This window comes from Mariniluteicoccus flavus (genome assembly GCF_054776655.1).
Window position 1 is genome coordinate 13,738 of the sequence record NZ_BAAHBN010000015.1, and the last position, 17,463, is coordinate 31,200.

The following is a 17,463-nucleotide window of genomic DNA, read 5'->3' on the forward strand; positions in this document are numbered from 1 at the left end:
CCGCGTCACCCGCCGGTCCTTGACGCTGTCGTCCGGCAGACCTACGGTCGAACCATCGAACTTTCAACGGGGAAGGTCGAGCTCGCCACGAGGAGAGTCCCATGAAACTCAGGACCATGATCACCGCGGCGGCGACCTGCGCAGCCCTGGCCTTCTCCGGCTGCAGCGCCCAGCCCGACTCCCAGGTCCAGGGCGGCGGCGCGCCCGGCGGCGGCGGTGCCGCCGCCTCCGACACGATCACCGCGGTCGACACCGTCGGCGGCGGCGTCGGCATCGAGCAGATCGGTACGCCGTGGTTCAACTCCGGCACGCTCGCCCAGTCGGTGATGTTCCGCGGTCTGTTCCGCGCCGAGGCGAACCTCACCGACGTCAAGGACGACCTCGCCGCGAAGTCGGAGCTCAGCGCCGACCAGAAGACCTTCACCGTCACGCTGAAGGACGGCCTCAAGTGGTCGGACGGCAAGCCCATCACCGGCGACGACGTGGCGTGGTCGATGTCGACGCTGCTCCGGGTGGCGAAGGCCAACCCCGTCTATGTCTCGGCGTTCAAGCAGGTCGAGGGCGCGGCCGACGTGGCCGGTGGCAAGGCACCCACGCTCAGCGGGGTGAAGGCCGAGGGCAACACCGTGACCATCAGGCTGACCAACCCGGTGGGTGACCTCAAGCAGGTCCTCGCCCAGTTCATGATCCTGCCGAAGCACGCGCTCGAGGGCGCCGAGGTCGTCAAGCTCGACACCGCCGAGTTCTGGAAGAACCCCGTGACCTCCGGCCCGTTCAAGGTGGGCACCCTGAGCCAGGGCAACTTCATCACGCTGGTCCCGAACGCCAGCTACGAAGGCAAGAAGCCGGTCATCCAGAAGATCAACGTGGTCAAGTCGAGCGACCCCGCCGCTGACGCAGCGGCAGGGAAGGTGGACTATTTCACCTCCAACGACCCCGAGATCATCAAGTCGATGAAGTCGGTCCAGCAGTTCGCCGACAACCCCGTCGACGTCCTGTTCTATCGCTATTTCGTGCTGAACCTGTCCGACCCCGCGAACCCGATGAACAACCCGAAGGCCCGCGAGGCCATGAAGTACGCGGTCGACTGGAACGGGCTGGTGACAAGCCTCTATCCCGGCACCGGCGAGACCATGAACTCCGGCATCCCCGACAGCATGCCCGAGCACGACACCTCGACGCCGAAATACACCTTCGACACGGCGAAGGCCAAGGCCCTGTTCGCCGAGGCAAAGGTCGACCCGAACCGCCCCCTGCGCCTGCGCTACTACTACACCGACCAGACGTCGATCAACTTCATGACGGCCGTCGCCCAGCAGCTCATGGACGCCGGTCTCAAGGTGGAGGTGCTGAAGTTCCAGGGCGACGCGACGTCGGAGCTCTACACGACGAAGAAATACGACGTGGCGTTCAAGGGCCTGTCGGCGTTCGGCCTGAACGAGTGGTACGCGGAATACTCCAACACCCCGACCTTCGGCCAGATCATCGGCCCGCAGCCGGAGTTCGACGCCCTCAACTCCAAGCTGAGCCAGACCGCCGACAAGACCCAGCGCAGCGCGATCCTCAAGGACCTGGAGAAGCTCGAACTCTCCAAGCAGCTGAAGCTCCCGCTGTTCTCGGTGCAGCAGCACGTGTTCGTCAGCAAGCGCATCCAGGGCGCGACGAAGTTCGGCAACCCGCTCTACATCTACGACAACAACTTCGCCGAGTGGAAGCTGTCGTAGGAACGAGGGGACACCGTGGTCACCTTCATCGTCAGGCGCGTCCTGATCCTGATCCCCATGGCGCTGGTGATCAGCGCGATGGTCTTCTTCGCCATCCGCCTGTCGCCGGTGGATCCGATCCTCTACATGGTCCCGCCCGACGCGGCGAGCGACCCCGCCAACCTCGAGCGACTGCGTGAGTCGCTCGGCCTCAACGCGCCGCTCCCGGTGCAATACGTACGCTGGCTCGGCGACATGCTGACCGGCGACTTCGGCTACAGCATCAGCAGTGGTCAGAGCATCATGCAGATCCTCGCGCTGCGCCTGCCGGCGACGTTCGAGCTCGTCATCCTGTCGCTGCTTCTCTCCACCGCGATCGCCCTGACCCTGGGCCTGTTCGCCGGGGCGAAGCCGGGCGGCATCGCCGATGGCATCTCGCGGGCGATCGCCGTCATCGGCATCTCGGTCCCGGACTTCTTCGTCGGCATCATCCTGCTGCAGGTGTTCGCGTACACGCTCGGGTGGATGCCCACCGGCGGGCGCATGTTGCCCGGTCAGGTGACGTTCGTCGACCGCCTGCCGCAGCTGGTCCTGCCGGTGGCCTCGCTGACCTTCGGCATGTTGGCGGTGCTGATCCGCTACATGCGCAACTCCACCCTCGACACGATGGGCAAGGAGTTCGTGAAGACCGCCCGCAGCAAGGGGGTGCCCGAGTGGAAGGTCCTGTGGGGCCACGTCTTCCGCAACTCGCTGGGGCCGGTCATGGTGATCCTGGCCTTCCGGCTGCCGCTGCTGGTCGGCGGCTCGGTGCTCGTCGAGACGCTGTTCCGCTGGCCCGGCATCGGCAGCACCATCGTCTCGGCGGTGTCGTCGTCGGACTATCCGGTGATCATGGTGACGAGCATGTTGATCGCCATCGTCATCCTCGTGGCCTCGTTCGTGATCGACCTCGTCAAGTCGATCCTCGACCCCCGCGTACGGTTGGGCTGAGGGAGCGACGATGACCGAGCTGAGGGACACCCCGTCCGACAAGCAGTCCGACCGCGCGGCCGCCGGTGCCGCCGCCACCGCCAAGCCGGAGTCTGCACTGGCCGCGTACGCCCGCTCGCTGGTCCGCAACCGCACGGTGATGCTGGGCCTCGCGATCATCCTGCTGATGGTGCTGGCCTCGGTGTTCGCCGCCCAACTGACCGGCCACGACGCGAACGCGATCAACCCGACGCAGTCGCGACGCCCGCCGAGCGCTGCCCACCCGATGGGCACCGACCAGCTCGGGCGCGACGTCTTCGCCCGCGTGCTCGTCGGGGGCCAGACCTCGATCTACATCGGCGTGATGGCGTCGCTGCTCGAGACGCTGCTCGGCACGTTCCTCGGGGCGATCGCGGGCTATCTGCGCGGCGCCGTCGACGCGGTGCTGATGCGCATCTCCGAGATCGTGATGACGTTCCCCAACCTCATCCTCGTGCTGATCTTCGTGTCGCTGCTCGGCCAGGGCGTGAACAACGTGATCCTCGTGTTCATGCTGACCGGCTGGATGACGACGTTCCGCCTGGTGCGCGGCGAGTTCATGTCGCTGCGCGAGGAGACCTACGTCGAGGCCGCGCGGTCGTTCGGGTTCTCGAAGGCGCGGATCATCTTCAAGCACATGCTGCCCAACGCCCTGAGCCCGATCCTGGTGGCGTTCACGATCAACATCGCCCACTACATCATCGCCGAGGCGGGCCTGTCCTTCCTCGGCCTGGGCGTGCCGGTCACGACGCCGACCTGGGGCAACCTCCTGTCGGCGGCGCAGTCGCCCGACGTGATGAAGCAGTACTGGTGGCTCTGGGTGTTCCCGGCCGCAGCGATCGTGCTCTTCGTGGTGGGCGTGAACCTCGCGGGTGACGGCCTGCGCGACGTGCTCGACCCGAAGAAGCGCCGCACCACCGTCAAGCAGGTCCTCAAGGAGAACCTCATCGGCAACAGGAGGGACGCATGACGGCCCTACGCGCGGACCAGCCTCGTAGCGACGCCGGGGCGACCGACCCCATCCTGTCCCTGTCCGACGTCGACGTGACGTTCTCGACCGACGGCGGCGAGGTCCACATCCTGCGCGACGTGTCGCTCGACGTCCCCCGCGGCGGGTTCGTCTGCATCGTGGGGGAGTCGGGCTGCGGCAAGTCGGTCACGGTCCACTCGGTCGTCCAGCTGCTCCCCGACAACGGGCGCATCGTCGACGGCCGCATCGTGCTGTCCGTGGACGGCGAGACCCACGAGCTCAGCTCGATGGACCGCTATGGCCGCGCGATCCGCGGCCTCCGCGGCGGGCGCATCGGCATGATCTTCCAGGACACCATGTCGTCGCTCAACCCCGCCCAGAAGGTCGGCAGACAGGTCGCCGAGAACCTCCGGCTGCACGAGAAGATGTCGAAGACGGAGGCGCGTACGCGGGTCGTCGCCATGTTCGAACAGCTCGGCATCCCCGACCCGGTGCGGCGCTACGACGCGTACCCCCACGAGATGTCGGGCGGCATGCGGCAGCGCGTGATGATCGCCATGGCGATGATCTGCAACCCCGACCTGCTGATCGCCGACGAGCCCACGACCGCGCTGGACGTCACGATCCAGGCGCAGATCATGGAGCTGCTGAAGCGGCTGCAGGCCGAGGAGGGCAAGACCGTCATCCTCATCACCCACAACATGGGGCTGGTCGCCGAGGTGGCCGATCAGGTGGCGGTGATGTATCTCGGCCGCATCGTCGAGCACGGCACCCGCGACCAGGTGCTGAAGGACCCTCGCCACCCCTACACCCAGGCGCTGCTGGAATCGGTGCCCTCCATGGGCATGGACCCCGACACGCCCCTGCGGACCATCGCCGGCCAGACGCCGTCGCCGGCGAGCGTGACCGACGGGTGCGAGTTCGCCGGCCGCTGCCCGCACGTGAGGGACCGCTGCCGCAGCGGGGTGATCGCGTTCCGCGACGCGGGCGGCGGACACGTTGCGCGGTGTGTGCTGCTGGATGGCGAGGTGTCCGATGACCGCTGACTCGCCGCTCTACCGCGCCACCGGCGTGGCCAAGCATTTCTCCGTGCTCGGCGGCGTGCTGCGCCGCAAGGTCGGCGAGGTCAAGGCCGTCGACGGCGTCGACCTCGAGATCGGCCGCGGTGAGACCGTTGCGGTCCTCGGCGAGTCGGGCTGCGGCAAGACGACGCTGGGCCGGGTCCTCGCCCGGCTGGAGCGCCCCACGGGCGGGACGCTGGAGTTCGCCGACGCCAGCGGTGGGCTGATCGACGTCACCGACGCCCGCGGCAGCCGCGAGATGGCGTTCCGCAAGCGCGTGCAGATGATCTTCCAGGACCCCTACACGTCGTTCAACCCGCGCCAGCGGGTCGGCGACTCGATGGACGAGGTGCTGCAGGTGCACGGCACGAAGGCGACCGACGAGCGCCGCCGGCGCATCGCCGACGTCTGCGCCATGGTCAACGTCCAGCCCGAATACCTCCAGCGCTTCCCCCACGAGTTCTCCGGCGGCCAGCGCCAGCGCCTCGCCATCGCCCGCGCGCTGGCCGTGAGCCCCGAGCTGATCATCGCCGACGAGGTGGTCTCGGCCCTCGACGTCTCCATCCAGGCCCAGGTCGTCAACCTGCTCAAGAAGATCCAGGCCGAGACCGGCGTCTCGATGATGTTCATCTCCCACGACGTCGGCGTCGCCCAATACGTGAGCCGGCGTACGGTCGTGATGTATCTCGGCAAGGTGGTGGAGGAACTGCCGTCCGCGACCCTCCACCGCACCGCCGAACACCCCTACACGCAGGCGCTGATCTCCGCGGTGCCGACGATGGAGGAGACCGCCCGGCGGGAGCGGATCGTCCTGGCCGGCGACGTCCCGAGCCCCATCGACAAGCCGACGGGCTGCCCGTTCCACAACCGGTGCCCCCATGTGATGGACATCTGCAAGGTCGAGGAGCCCCTGCTGCGCCAGGCCACCGACCCCGATCCGCTGCACCGCGTCGCCTGCCACCTCGACACACCACCGAAGGGCACCCCGTGACCCAGACCTATCGTTTCCACGACGCGGGAACGATCGTCCACCACTGGTGTTCCGGGATGCGGCTCGAGCCGGGTCCCGTCGCGAAGGACCCCGCCTCACCCTTCTTCGGCGAGGAGATGTTCGCACCCGACCCCCGTCCCTACGAGGCTCGCTTCGACAACGGCTACCCCAACGTCCTGTGGGACGACGACGCCGAGGTCCTGCGCCTCTACTACACGACGTTCTTCGTCGACCCCATCTCGGCGGAGACCCCCCTCGACGAGCGCGGCGCCACCGCGTACGTCGTCTCGCCGAAGCGCCGGCTCGCCCTCGCCTACGCCGAATCGCGCGACGGCGTCACCTGGACCAAGCCCGACCTCGGCATCATCGAGTTCGACGGGTCGACCGCCAACAACCTCCTCATGCGCGGCGCGCACGGCTCCGGCGTGCTGATCGACCCCGACGACCCCGATCCCGGGCGGCGGTTCAAGCTCATCACGCGCATCGACAAGTCCGACCGCGGCCACCACATGGCCGTCGCGTTCTCGGCCGACGGCCTCCACTTCGGCGCCCCGCGACCCTGGGCGGTCCACAACCCCGTCGCCGACACCCACAACTTCGTCTTCCGCGACCCGGACAGCGGCCGCTATGTCCTCATCACCCGCATCTGGCGCGACGGACTCCGCGTCCAGGCCGTGTCGACCAGCGACGACTTCCTCGACTGGTCGAAGCCCGTGGAATGCGTACGCGGGGTGGACGCGTGGAACCAGATCTACGCCTTCCCGGTGATGCCGCTGGACGGGGCGTACATCGGTTTCGGCTCGATCTATCACGACGGCGACCGGTCGCGGGAGGGCTGGGACACCGTCGACCTCGTGCTGATGGCCGCCAGCCGGGTGGACACGTGGCAGTTCCCCCTGGCCTATCGACCGCTGCTCGAGCGCGGCTCGGGTGTCTATCCCGACGCGGAGTTCGACGCGGGGTGCATCTATGCGAGCGCACCGGTGGAGATCGACGGGCGCTGGTGGCTCTACTACATGGGCGGCAACGGCCGCCACACCGGCTTCCGCGAGACCGCGCTGGGCCGCGCGGAGATCCAGCTCGACCGGTTGGCGGGGTACGCGCCCACGCACGGGTCCGGGACGCTGGTCGCCGGCCCGTTCCGCGTCGCGGGGCCGGACCTGCAGGTCCATGCCGACGTGGCCGAGGGCGGGGCGGTCACCTGCCGCCTGCTGGATGCCGAGACCCGCGACCGCACCGGCGCGGACGCTGCGCCCCTGACCGGGTCGGGGTGGCAGGCGGTCTCCTTCGACGCCGCCGAGGTCTCGACCGGGCGTGACACCCTGCTCGTCCTGGAGTGCGCCGGCGCGACCGTCCACGGCGTACGGGGGGACCTGGTCCTCGACCGCACCGCCCAGACCTGACCCATCCATCCATCGAGTCCTCCGGAGCTGACCATGCCATCGCTGCTGCGCGGGGTCGTCCCGCCCGTCGCCACCCCGCTGACCCCTGACCTCGAGGTCGACACCGCGAGCCTCGACCGCCTCGTCGACCACCTGCTTGCCGGGGGCGTGCACGGGCTGTTCGCGCTGGGGACCACCAGCGAGGTGGCGTTCCTTCCCGACCCCCACCGCGACCGGGTGCTGGAGACGATCCTCGCGAGGGCGGCCGGGCGCGTCCCGGTCGTGGCCGGGGTGGTCGACATGACGACGCCGCGCGTGGTCGTCCACGTGCGCCGGGCGCTCGCCCTGGGGGTCGACGGCATCGTCGCGACGGCGCCGTTCTACACGCGGACGCATCCCGCCGAGATCGACCGGCACTTCCGGCTGATCAAGGAGGTGTGCGGCGACGTGGGGGTGTACGCGTACGACCTTCCGGGCTCGGTCGGCACGAAGCTCGACCACCACCACATGCTGGCGCTGATGGCCGACGGCGTGCTCGCCGGGGTGAAGGACTCGTCGGGCGACGAGGCCGGGCTGCGCGCGCTGGCCCTCGGCGCACGCGACCGGGGCATCACGGACGCCGTCGTGCTGACCGGCTCCGAAGTGACTGCCGACAGCGCGCTGATGTTCGGCGCGGGCGGCATCGTGCCCGGCATGGGCAACCTCGACCCGGCCGGCTATGTGCGGCTGTGGGAGGCCTACCAGCGCCGTGACCTCGACGCCGCGATGCTCGAGCAGGAACGGCTGTTCCGCATGTTCCCGCTGGTCGATGTCGGGTCGGGGGCGCGCATGGGCCGGGGCTCGTCGGCGCTCGGCGCGTTCAAGGCGGGGTTGAAGCTGCTCGGCGTGATCGACTGCGCGATCATGTCGCCGCCCTACATCGCGCTGGACGATGCGGAGATCGCGGCGATCGTGCCCTATCTCCAACGGGCGGGACTGATGGCGCAGGGGCGACCGACAGGATAGAAATCCTCCATGACCGCGCCCGCCGAACGCCGCCTGCCGGCCGCGCTCGCCGTGCCGACCGTGATCCTGTACGCCGCCGGCTACCCCATCGGCGCGGCCTCGGTGGCGGTCATGTCGCCGTTCCTGGTGATCCTGCTGCGGTTCGCCGCGTCGGCGCTGTTGCTGTGGGCGATCCTCGCGGTACGCGGGTTCGAACGCCCCAGCCGCGCCCAGGTCGGCCACACGGTCGTGGTCGGCCTGCTGACGCAGGCCGTGCAGTTCCTCGGCGTCTATTGGGGGCTGTCGCACGGGGTCTCGAGTGGGCTCGTCTCGCTGATCATCGCCCTGAACCCGGTGGTGACGGCCGGTCTCCTGGCCGCGATGCACGGCCACAGGGAGTCTCGGCTGGGGATGGCCGCGTTGGTCCTCGCGACCGGGGCCGTCATCCTCGCGTGCCTGCCGAAGCTGCTCGCCGACCAGCGCTCTGGCATCGCCGTGGTGACGGTGTTGATCGCCATGCTGGGACTCTCCCTGGGCGGGATCCACCAGGCGCGGCACCTTCGGGGCATGGATGTGCTGCTCATCGGGGCGATCGGGCTGACGGTGTCGACGCCGGTGGCGGGCGTACTCGTCCTGGCCCTGCCCCAGCACGTCACCGACTGGCCGCGCGCGCTCGTGCTGTTGGCAGTGATGGTGGTCTTCAGCTCGGTCGGCGCGACGACCTTGTATGCGCAGTGCATCCGACGCTCCGGAGCGCGTGGCGCATCCATCCTTTTCGCGGTGATCCCCGCAGGCGCCACGGTGATGGGCTGGCTGGCACTCGGCGAGAGGCTGACGGGCTGGACGATGGCTGCGCTCGTCCTGGGCGCCGCCGCCTGCCTGGTGCAGTCGCGGGCAGCTCCCGCAGGGGTCACCGAGGCTGAGCCGGCCGTCAGGCCGTGATCCGGATCCCGACCCGCGACACGTCCTCGCGCTTGATCAGGCGCTCGACGAACATGAACACCCGGAACTCGAGGCCGTACTTGCGGGCCATGATGCCGCGGACACGCGCCACACCGACGGGGTCGTCGATGACGGTCGCGTGACCCGTCAGCGTCGGGGCGCCCGGCTCGACCTTCCCGCGCCGCGAGCAGGGCCGCAGTTCCACGCGCGACGTGTGCGCCAGTCGTTTGAGCTTGCCGGACGACGCCGGCGTGATCACCACGAGCGCGTCGCCGTCGCGGCCGAGCCAGACGGTCGTCGGCACGGCGGCACCGCTGCGGCGGAAGGTGGTCGGGGAGACGAAGTCCTCGTCGGCGAGGTCGAGCAGGTTCATCGTTCTCCTTGGTGTGTGGTGATCGCGGGGGCCACGAGGGCCGGCGTACGCGTCAGTCCAGCCCGAGCATGCGCGGGAACAGGCGGTGTCGCCACAGCGTACGCAGGGTCAGGAACCACAGGGGGAAGGCGACTGCGTACACCTTCCACTCGGGGCCGTGGGGGGTGAGCAGGCCGAAGTAGTTCGCGGTGACCTCGACGTGGAGCACGACCATGTAGGTCGCAAACAGGCCCACGACCAACCACAACGGCCGCTTGTCGGGGCTGACCGGCGCCCACCCGGTGAAGAACCGCGCGGGCGGCTCGACGAACAGGATCAGCCCGAAGGCGCAGAACGAGACGAACGTGGACATCGCGGTCTGGGCGATGATCGTGGCCGCGGCCTCGCTGAACTCCGAGGACGAGGCGGCGACGCCGGTGTATTGGGCCCATCGCTCCGCTGCGCCCGGTGGGATGCGCCCGATCTGGAACGAGCGCGCGATGAGCTCGTGGAACATCGCGTAGATCGAGGTCGCGAAGACCGCCGTGACGATGCCCGCAGGCAGGGCGAACTCGACGATGCGGCGCAGCAGGTGGGGTTTCACCGGGTCGGGCCGCGACCACAGCGTGAGCGCGAGGCTCGGGATGCCGACGGTGAAGAGCGTGAGCGCGACCTGGGCGGGTGAATAGGGGAACCCCATGCCGAGCATCGTCACGAACACGATCACGAGGATCGACGTGATCACCCGCGGGATGAACAGGTAGAGCGACTTGGTCAGGCCGTCGGCGATGCGCCGGCCCTCGATCATCGCCGGCCCGACGGCGGCGAACGAGTCCTTCAGCAGCACCATGTCGGCGACGTTGCGGGTGATCGTCGCACCCGACTCCATGGCGATGCCGACGTCGGCGCGCTTCAGCGACAGGGCGTCGTTGGTGCCGTCGCCGAGCATCGCCACATAGCGCCCCTGTGCCTTGAGCGCCTGCACGAGTCGCTCCTTGTGCGCCGGCGTGGCGCGGCCGAAGATCGTGCCGGTCTTCGCGGCCTCGGCGAACTCCCCGTCGCCCAGGGCGTCCAGCTCGGGCCCCGTGACCATCAGGATGTCGGGCCCGAGGTCGGCCTGCTTCGCCAGCGCCGCGACCGTACGCGGGCTGTCGCCGCTGATGATCTTGATGTCGGTGCCGCCGGCGGCGAGCATCTTCAGGGTTTCCAGCGCCTGCGGGCGCAGCTCGTCGCGCAGCGCGACCAGGGCGACGGGGGTCAGGGAGCGTGGGTCGAAGGCGGCCGGGGTCTCGCCGGCACCGGGCGTGATGGGCTTGGGCGAAGCCGCAACGAGCAGCACGCGAAGGCCACGGTCGGTCCACGCCGCCTGCTGGGCATCACCCGGACCGCCGGGGGCGAACAGCGCCGCGTCGGCGAGGTGGGGCGCGAGCACCTCGGGCGCGCCGAGCACGAGCGTGGCCCAGTCGTCGGCGCGGTCACCGAGCACGGCGGCGGGCAGGGACTGCGCCGACCATTTGGTCGACGACTGGAACGGCACCTCGAGCGTCGCGCCCGCCTCGCCCGGGAGTCCGGCGGCCAGCGCCTCGGACGTGCCGTTCGGCGAGCCGGTGGAGTGCGCGTACGCGCCCAGGACCCGGCGTACGTCGGCGTCGGAGGCGGGCACGAAGGCGTGGACCTCGGCGAGCTCGAGACGGTTCGCGGTCAGCGTGCCGGTCTTGTCGAGGCACACGGTGTCGATGTTGGCGAGGCTCTCGACGGCGTTGGTCTGCTGCACCAGAGCGCCGCGCCTGGCCAGCGTGGCCGCCCCGGCGGCGTACGCGAGGGCGATGAGGAAGAACAGGCCGTAGGGGACCTGGCCCGACAGGACGGCCGACACCTGGACGATGCGGGCGAGCGCGAAGTTCTCGAGGATCGCCTGGAAGAGGATGGCGAAGCTCATCAGGGCGACGACGAGCGTGACGGCGCGGACGATGATGTTGACCTGCCGCTGCAGGGGCGTCTGGGTCGGCACGAACTCGCGCGCCGAGGCCGTGAGCCCGTGGGCGTACGATGCCTCGCCCACGCCCGTCGCCTCGAAGTGGCCGTGGCCGCTGACGACGACGCTGCCGGACAGGATCGCGTCGCCGGGCGCCTTGCGGAGCACGTCGGCCTCGCCGGTCAGCAGCGACTCGTCGATGCCGAGGACGGTGTCGCCGGTGACCCGGCCGTCGACGAGCACCTGGTCGCCGGGGCGCGCCACGACGACGTCGCCGAGCACGAGCTGGTCGGGGTCGATGTCGACTTCGGCACCGTCGCGGACCACGCGCGCAGGGACGCGTGAGGTCAGCGCGATCCGGTCGAGCTGCTTCTTCGCGCGGACCTCCTGCACGGTCCCGATCAGGGCGTTGATGAGGCCGAGCCCGACGCTGGTGAACGCGTCGTTGTAGCGCCCGAGCGCGATCAGGGCGGCCCCGATCACGAACAGGATGTTGTTGAAGAAGTTGAACAGGTTCGCGCGCGTGATCTGCCAGACCGAGCGCGAGGTGCCATGGGCGGCCGCGTTGGTCTCGCCGCGCGCGACGCGCTCGGCCACCTCCGCGGCGGTCAGGCCGGTGAGCGGCGTCGCGACGCCGGAATCCTGCTGCATGGAGGGAGGATAGTGCAGACCACGTGGTCAGGACGCGGACGCGGGCTCAGCGCGCCAACACCTCGCGCAGGTCGAAGGCCACCGGCTGCTCGAGCTGGGCGAACGTGCACGACGCGGGCTCGCGGTCGGGCCGCCAGCGCACGAACTGGGCGGTGTGGCGAAAACGTGTGCCCTCCATGAAGTCGTATTTCGCCTCGACGACGAGCTCGGGTCGCAGCGGGGTGAACGTCAGGTCCTTGCCGGCGTTCCAGCGCGACGCCGCGCCGGTTCCACCGCCGCCCTCGGCCCACGACCACGGGTGGTCGGCGAAGTCGCAGACCAGCGGCTGGAGTTCGGCGTACAGCTCGCGGCGGCGGGCCATCGGGAACGCGCCGATCACGCCGACCGGCGCCAGCTGGCCGTCGTCGGTGTGCAGGCCCAACAGCAGCGAGCCGACCGTCTCCGGGCCCGACTTGTGGACGCGGAACCCCGCGACGACGCAGTCGGCCGTGCGCACGTGCTTGATCTTGGCCATCACCCGCTTGTCCGGCTGGTACGCCAGTCCCGGCGCCTTCGCGACCAGGCCGTCGAGTCCTGCACCCTCGAACTCGTCGAACCAGCGCGCGGCCTCGGCCTCGTCGGTCGTCAGCGGGGTGAGGTGGAGCGGCGGCTCGATGTCGGCGAACACCTTCTCCAGCAGCGATCGCCGGGTGTCGAACGGCTCGCCGGTGAGGTCGTCGTCGCCGAGGGCGAGGAGGTCGAACGCCACGAACTCGGCGGGCGTCCGCTCGGCGAGCAGGCGTACGCGGGAGTCCGCAGGGTGGATGCGCTGCTGAAGCGCCTCGAAGTCGAGGCCGGTGCCGGCCGCGTCGACGCAGACGATCTCGCCGTCGACGACGCAGCGTTGGGGCAGCTGGGCGAGGACCTGGGCGACCACCTCGGGGAAATAGCGCGTCAGGGGCTTCTCGTTGCGCGACCCGAGGACGACCTCGTCGCCGTCGCGGAACACGATGGTGCGGAACCCGTCCCACTTGGGCTCATAGCGCAGGCCCGGCGGGATCGCCGAGGCCACCTTGGCCAGCATCGGCTTGACCGGCGGCATGACAGGGAGGTCCATGCGGGCAAGCGTACGGCCGCGGGCTACGATCCGATCATGGACGTCGTCGTGAACTACACCCCCGTACGCGGGGGAGCCCACCGGATCGTCGGGGCACTCGTCCTCGCGGTCGGCCTGCTGATGGTCGTGGCGTCCATCGTGGCGATCGTGAGCGGGGCGCACGTGGGCCTGATCTTCGACCAGTTGGGCCACGCGACCTACTACATCTGGCTGGTGCTCGGCGCGATCATCGCCCTGGTCGGCGCCCTGGTGGCCGCTGGAGTCCTCGCGTCAGGGACCAAGCTGAAGGCGCCCAACGGCGTCGCCTGGGTCCTCCAGCCGGGCGGTGTCCTCCTGTTCGACGGCCCCCGCGAGGTCCGCATCCCGTGGCGCGAGGTGCGGTTCGACCGCGGAACGCTCGGCGGGAAGCCGTCGGTGATCTGCGGGAACGGACGCGTACGCAGGGAATATCCCGAGCGTGGTCTGTCCCTGACGCTCGACCAGCACGACGCCGAAGCGCGCCGGCTGAGCGCCGGGCGCTGAGGTCAGGCCTGCAGGCCGGACACCGTGAGCAGCAGCGCCGCGTGGACGTCGTCCAGGCGCCGCTCCGGCGCGAAGGCCCGGCGGTCCAGGGCCGCGAACATCAGGGCCCCGAGGAACGAGACGGCGACGGTGGCGAAGTGGTCGACGTCGGGCTCGGCCGAGCTGAGGCCGGCGGCCCTGCGCGCCCGGTGCACCTCACCAAGAATTTCTGCCAGCGGGTCGATGAGCCGCGACCGCAGCTCCCCGAGGTCGTCCTGCCACGGACGTCCCCGCCGGAACAGCTCCGTGGCGAGCACCTGACCCATGTCGGGGGCGTCGTCGACCGAGACCAGAAGCGCCAGGGCGGCGGAGTCGAGGGCCTCCCAGCCCTCGCGCCCGACGCGCGCACCGGCGATGGCCTCCGTGAGCTGGTCGACCCCGCCCCCGACGACCGCGCGGCACAGGGCGTCCTTCGAGCCGAAGTTGTAGAAGACCGACCCCTTGGCGACGCCGGCCTGCGCGGCCACGTCGTCGATCGAGGTGCCCGTCACGCCCCGGTCGGCCATGAGGTGGGCGGCCGCCGCGAGGATGCGGGCGCGGGTGCGCGTACGCCGGGCCGTGCGACCGTCGCCCGAGCCCTCGACGGGGATGTCCGTCGTGGTGATCGGCGCGGTCGTGGTCGGCGTGCTGCCCATCGTGGTCCTCACAGCGAGATGGCGGGGTGGAGTCGGCTCATCGACCATACGCGTTTGCGGACGGCGGCCCAGGTGGACACGGCGAGCGAGGCGCCGGTGAGCACGAGCAGGTAGGCCACGGCGGCCCAGAACTGGTGGTTGAGGTCGCCGGTGATGGACCCGCGCAGCCCGTTGACCACCTGGGTCAGCGGGAGCGCCCGGTGGAGGGTCTGGAAGAAGGCGGGCGTCGTCTCCGCGGGGTAGGTGCCCCCCGACGACGTGATCTGCATGGTCAGCACGACGAGCGTCACGACGCGACCCACCGACGAACCGAAGACGATGTTGAAGGTCTGCTGCAGCGACACGTACGCGAGCGACACGAGCAGGATGAAGCCCAGCGTGGCCAGCACGTGGGCGGGCCTCATGCCGAGGGCGCCGACGAGCACGCCGAGCAACAGCATCGCCTGGGCCACGCCGAGCACGACGGCCGGCAGCCAGTTGGCGAGCACCACGCGGACCGCGGGAACCGGGGCTGCCAGCGTGCGGTTCGACAGGGGGCGCAGCAGCATCCACAGGATCATGGCCCCCACATAGAGCGCGAGGCCGATGAAGTAGGGCGCGAAGCCCTCGCCCTGGCTGAGCGCCTTGTGGTTCCAGGCCTGGTCGAGGCTGACGGGCGCCGAGATGGCGGACGCGTTCGCCTGGCGCTCGGAGGCGGACAGGTTCGGCACCTGCCCGACGGCCTCGCCGAGCCTGCCCGCAAGCTCGTGCGTACCGTCGTCGATGCGGGCGATGCCGTCACCGAGTCTCGCCGCGCCGTCCCGCAGTTCGCCGGTCTTCGTGGCAAGCGTGGACGCGCCGTCGCGCAGCTGGACCATCCCGCTGTCGAGCCGGGCCGCGCCGGCGTCGAGCTCGCGGCTGCCTGCGGCGAGCTGCGTGGCGCCACTCGACAGGGTCGCCGCGCCGTCGCTGAGTTGGCCCGTCTTCTCTGCGAGCGTGCCGGCGCCGCGCGCCAGCTCATGGGACTTGGTGGCCAACGTGGACGACCCGGTCGCCAGGGTGCCGAGCCCGCTCGACAGCTCCCCCGACTTCGCGGCGGCGGTGGCGATGCCGTTCGTGAGCGCGGGCGTACGCTCCGCCAGCGCGCGGTTGCCGTCGGCCACCTGCTGTGACCCGTCGGCGAGGGTGGTGACGTCGCTGCGCACCTGACCGGCACGGGCGCGGGCCTCGCTGATCCCGGCCAGGATCTCCGACCGGTGGGGATCGGAGTCGGGGAGCTGGCGGGTGACCCGTTCGACCTCGTCGAGCCCGGTGGTGAGGGTCGTGGTTGCCGTGGTGACCTTCGTGGCGATCTGCTGGTTGCCTGCTGCGACCCGAGCCGATCCGTCGGCGAGGGCGCGGGTCTGCGCCGGCAGCTGGGCGGTCTGGCCGGCCAGCGTGTCCAGCCCGGTGTGGAGCGCGGACGCACCCGTGGCCGCCTTCTGGGTGCCGCCGGCCAGGGTGTCCGCCCCGGTCGCAAGCTGGCCGGACCCGTCGGCGAGCTGGCGGGCTCCGGCCGAGAGTTGGGTCGCGCCCGTCGCCAGGCGACCGGCTCCGTCGGCCAGGTCGGCGGAGCCGGAGGCGGCCAGCGCGGTGCCCTCGTGGAGCCTGTGGGCGCCCTCGGCGGCCTCGCCGGTCTTCGCCGACAGGGTGCCGGCGCCGTCACGCAGCTGCGACGCCCCGTCGGTGAGCCTGGTGGAACCGTCGCGGGCGTCGTGGGTCCCGTCGCCCAGCTGGTTCGCTCCGTCGCGGGCCTGGACCAGCCCCGCATGGATGTCGGTGAAGCCGATGAACAGCTTGTCGACCGCGGCCTCGCCGACCCCATCGGCAGCAGCCGTGCGCACTTCGCGCATGACCGAGGCCAGGATCGTCCGCGTCGTGTAGCCCTGGGCGTCGTCATAGGTGACGCGCAGCGGTGCCTGGACCGGATGGTCGGTCCCGAGGGTGGTGACGGCCAGGGAGAAGTCGCGGGGAATGGTCAGCACGGCGACATAGCGGCCCTGCTCGAGTCCGTCGGCGGCCTCCACGGCGCTCGTACGCCGCCATCCCAGCGCCCTGGACTCGAGGAGCTTGCCGGCGAGGTCGTCGCCCGCGGTGACGCGGGTGTCGTCGCGGGTCGCGCCCGCGTCCTGGTTGACCAGGGCCACCTGCACCTTGTCGAGGTGGTCGGTGGGGTTCCAGAACGCCCAGAGATAGAGAGCGCCATAGAGCAGGGGGATGCACACGCCGACGACGAGCGCGAGCCGCGACATGCGCGTACGCCCGAAGCGGCGGAGCTCGGTGCCGAAGCGGAAGGTGCTGAACACGGGAAATCCTTCGTGGATGGGGATCGGGGGCGTCTGGGGTCAGACGAGGTCGATGAGGGTGGCGTCGGCGGGCACGGCGTCGGTGGTGGTCGTCGTGGCCACGATCGTGGTGCCACGATCGGCCGCCAGCCGGGCCAGCGCGCCCCAGACGACACGTTGGTGATCGGGATCGCTCAGGGCGTCGACGTCGTCGACGACGAGAAGCTCGGGGTCGCCCATCAGGGCGACCGTCAGCCGCAGGAGGACGACGTCGAGAGCCCCGAGGTGCCAGATCTGCTCATCGGCGGGGGGAATCGGCCGGTCGCCGAACACCGGGGCGCACAGACGGATGACGCCCTCCTGGTCGGTGCGCGGGGCGGGGCGCCACAGGGGCGCCAGGATCGCGGCGCGCTCGGCGAGCACCTCGTGGACCGTCAGTCCTTCGTCGAGCTGGTCGATGTCGGCGAAGTTCGCCAGCGTCGAGCGACGATGGACCTCGCGGCGCCCGCGAGGGAGGCGGTGGCCGAGCACCGTGAGATCCCCGGACGTCGTCGCCATGCGGCCGACGAGCGCGAGCAGCAGGGCCGTGCGGCCCGAGCCCTCGGGGCCGACGAGGGCGGCCACCTCGCCGCGCGCGACCTGGAGGTCCAGGGGGCCGAAGACCGGGCCGCGGTCGCCGGTTAGGGAGAGGGCGTGCGCCTCGAGGGCGGGGGAGGGCGCGGGCTGGGCTTCCGGTTCTGGCTCCATTTCCGGTTCCGGGTCAAGGAGATCGATGTCGTCACTCACGGTTCTATTTAACCTGACCAGTCAGGTCAAAAACAAATTGCCCTCGTGGTCGTGCGCTTCGTG

15 protein-coding genes are annotated in these 17,463 nt (G+C 70.3%); 9 read left to right on the forward strand and 6 right to left on the reverse strand.

Annotated features, from left to right (window positions below; translation table 11 throughout):
• The first annotated feature begins 101 nt into the window (after nucleotides 1–101).
• Genes ACYVAG_RS16360 through ACYVAG_RS16395 form a run of 8 tightly spaced genes read left to right on the forward strand, consistent with a single transcriptional unit; the run spans nucleotide 102 to nucleotide 9,041 of the window.
• Nucleotides 102–1,724: an ABC transporter substrate-binding protein gene (locus ACYVAG_RS16360; RefSeq protein ID WP_460771434.1), complete on the forward strand. Its 1,623-nt coding sequence runs from the start codon at nucleotides 102–104 to the stop codon at nucleotides 1,722–1,724.
• A 15-nt stretch (nucleotides 1,725–1,739) separates the two neighbouring features.
• On the forward strand, nucleotides 1,740–2,693 hold the full coding sequence (locus ACYVAG_RS16365) for an ABC transporter permease (RefSeq protein ID WP_460771436.1): 954 nt from the start codon (nucleotides 1,740–1,742) through the stop codon (nucleotides 2,691–2,693).
• Between the two features lie 10 nt (nucleotides 2,694–2,703).
• Nucleotides 2,704–3,681, forward strand: coding sequence for an ABC transporter permease (locus ACYVAG_RS16370; protein WP_460771438.1), 978 nt, complete (start codon nucleotides 2,704–2,706; stop codon nucleotides 3,679–3,681).
• Nucleotides 3,678–4,727 carry an ABC transporter ATP-binding protein gene (locus ACYVAG_RS16375; protein ID WP_460771440.1) on the forward strand — a complete coding sequence of 350 codons (1,050 nt, stop codon included), beginning with the start codon at nucleotides 3,678–3,680 and terminating at the stop codon, nucleotides 4,725–4,727. Before ACYVAG_RS16370 ends, ACYVAG_RS16375 begins: the two co-directional genes overlap by 4 nt.
• Nucleotides 4,717–5,733: an ABC transporter ATP-binding protein gene (locus tag ACYVAG_RS16380; RefSeq protein WP_460771442.1), complete on the forward strand. Its 1,017-nt coding sequence runs from the start codon at nucleotides 4,717–4,719 to the stop codon at nucleotides 5,731–5,733. The genes ACYVAG_RS16375 and ACYVAG_RS16380 overlap by 11 nt, the downstream gene beginning before the upstream one ends.
• The gene (locus tag ACYVAG_RS16385; RefSeq protein ID WP_460771444.1) at nucleotides 5,730–7,136 is read left to right on the forward strand and encodes a glycoside hydrolase family protein; all 1,407 of its coding nucleotides are present in this window, start codon (nucleotides 5,730–5,732) and stop codon (nucleotides 7,134–7,136) included. The genes ACYVAG_RS16380 and ACYVAG_RS16385 overlap by 4 nt, the downstream gene beginning before the upstream one ends.
• Nucleotides 7,137–7,169: 33 nt before the next feature.
• Nucleotides 7,170–8,120 carry a dihydrodipicolinate synthase family protein gene (locus tag ACYVAG_RS16390; RefSeq protein ID WP_460771446.1) on the forward strand — a complete coding sequence of 317 codons (951 nt, stop codon included), beginning with the start codon at nucleotides 7,170–7,172 and terminating at the stop codon, nucleotides 8,118–8,120.
• A 9-nt stretch (nucleotides 8,121–8,129) separates the two neighbouring features.
• Entirely contained in the window at nucleotides 8,130–9,041 is a 912-nt protein-coding gene (locus tag ACYVAG_RS16395; protein ID WP_460771447.1) for a DMT family transporter, read from the forward strand.
• Here the strand turns inward: ACYVAG_RS16395 and ACYVAG_RS16400 are convergent.
• From ACYVAG_RS16400 to ACYVAG_RS16410, 3 genes are read right to left on the reverse strand one after another with little or no spacing between them, the layout of a single operon-like run.
• Nucleotides 9,031–9,414, reverse strand: a complete 384-nt coding sequence (locus ACYVAG_RS16400; protein WP_460771449.1) for a PPOX class F420-dependent oxidoreductase — start codon at nucleotides 9,412–9,414, stop codon at nucleotides 9,031–9,033. The two genes, ACYVAG_RS16395 and ACYVAG_RS16400, sit on opposite strands and share 11 nt — an antisense overlap.
• A gap of 52 nt (nucleotides 9,415–9,466) precedes the next feature.
• Complete coding sequence (locus ACYVAG_RS16405; protein ID WP_460771451.1) at nucleotides 9,467–12,019, reverse strand: HAD-IC family P-type ATPase; 2,553 nt, start codon at nucleotides 12,017–12,019, stop codon at nucleotides 9,467–9,469.
• A 46-nt stretch (nucleotides 12,020–12,065) separates the two neighbouring features.
• On the reverse strand, nucleotides 12,066–13,115 hold the full coding sequence (locus tag ACYVAG_RS16410; protein WP_460771453.1) for an ATP-dependent DNA ligase: 1,050 nt from the start codon (nucleotides 13,113–13,115) through the stop codon (nucleotides 12,066–12,068).
• A 36-nt stretch (nucleotides 13,116–13,151) separates the two neighbouring features.
• On the opposite strand from ACYVAG_RS16410, the gene ACYVAG_RS16415 reads away from it, so the two are divergent.
• Nucleotides 13,152–13,637 carry a hypothetical protein gene (locus ACYVAG_RS16415; RefSeq protein ID WP_460771454.1) on the forward strand — a complete coding sequence of 162 codons (486 nt, stop codon included), beginning with the start codon at nucleotides 13,152–13,154 and terminating at the stop codon, nucleotides 13,635–13,637.
• A 2-nt stretch (nucleotides 13,638–13,639) separates the two neighbouring features.
• On the opposite strand, the gene ACYVAG_RS16420 is transcribed toward ACYVAG_RS16415, so the two are convergent.
• The 3 genes from ACYVAG_RS16420 to ACYVAG_RS16430 are packed head-to-tail and all read right to left on the reverse strand — an operon-like array spanning nucleotide 13,640 to nucleotide 17,400.
• Entirely contained in the window at nucleotides 13,640–14,311 is a 672-nt protein-coding gene (locus ACYVAG_RS16420; RefSeq protein WP_460771457.1) for a TetR/AcrR family transcriptional regulator, read from the reverse strand.
• An 8-nt stretch (nucleotides 14,312–14,319) separates the two neighbouring features.
• Nucleotides 14,320–16,635 carry a YhgE/Pip family protein gene (locus ACYVAG_RS16425; protein ID WP_460771459.1) on the reverse strand — a complete coding sequence of 772 codons (2,316 nt, stop codon included), beginning with the start codon at nucleotides 16,633–16,635 and terminating at the stop codon, nucleotides 14,320–14,322.
• Nucleotides 16,636–16,674: 39 nt separating this feature from the next.
• Complete coding sequence (locus ACYVAG_RS16430; protein ID WP_460771460.1) at nucleotides 16,675–17,400, reverse strand: ATP-binding cassette domain-containing protein; 726 nt, start codon at nucleotides 17,398–17,400, stop codon at nucleotides 16,675–16,677.
• Nucleotides 17,401–17,463: the final 63 nt, after the last annotated feature.